The organism is Streptomyces europaeiscabiei (assembly GCF_001550375.1).
In the GTDB taxonomy this organism is placed as follows: domain Bacteria; phylum Actinomycetota; class Actinomycetes; order Streptomycetales; family Streptomycetaceae; genus Streptomyces; species Streptomyces europaeiscabiei.
In genome coordinates this window covers 1-745 of record NZ_LRTR01000810.1, presented here as the reverse complement: position 1 = coordinate 745, position 745 = coordinate 1, and the positions used below count along the sequence as shown (strand labels likewise).

1 protein-coding gene is annotated in these 745 nt (G+C 74.9%); it reads left to right on the top strand.

All coding sequences use genetic code 11. The annotated features are described in order from the left end of the window. On the top strand, positions 1–745 hold a 745-nt coding region (locus AWZ10_RS40170), incomplete at both ends, for a carboxylesterase family protein (protein WP_208618638.1).

The following is a 745-nucleotide window of genomic DNA, read 5'->3' as shown; positions in this document are numbered from 1 at the left end:
GCACGTCGGCCGGGCCGGTGGCCGGCGAACGCACCGGCCGGGTCGCCGCCTTCCGCGGCATCCCCTACGCCAGGCCGCCGCTGGGTGAACTGCGTTTCGCCTCCCCGCGGCCGCCCGTGCCCTGGCGCGAGGTGCGCGACGCCGTGCGTTTCGCCGACGTCTCCTTCCAGAGCTCCATACCCAGCCGGCCGGTGCCGCCCTGCAGCGAGGACTCGCTGTACGCCAACGTGTGGACGCCCCACACCCGCGGCAGCAGGCCCGTGATGGTGTACATCCACGGCGGCGGCTGGCAGGCCGGGGCAGGCAGCATGCCCGCCTACGACGGGGCCCGGCTGGCCGCCCGCGCGGACATGGTCGTGGTCACCTTCAACTACCGGCTCGGCGTCCTGGGGTTCGGTCTGCACGAGGATCTCACCGATCCGCTGACCGGCGACTTCGCCAACTGGGGCCTGCAGGACCAGCAGGCGCTGCTGCGCTGGGTGCGCCTCAACGCGGCCGCCTTCGGCGGGGACCCGGACAACATCACCGTGTGCGGTACCTCCGCGGGCGGCGCCAGCGCCTGGCAGCTCGCCCTGCTGCCCGGCCTGCGCGGCCTGATCCGGCGCATCGTGTCGATCAGTCCCAGCCATGTCACGCCGCCCGCGACCTCGCTCACGCCCGAGGACTCCCGGACCGTCTACCGGGCCGTCGCCCGCCGGCTGGGCACCACCGTCGCCGGCCTGCGCGAGGTGCCGGCCGAGGCGCT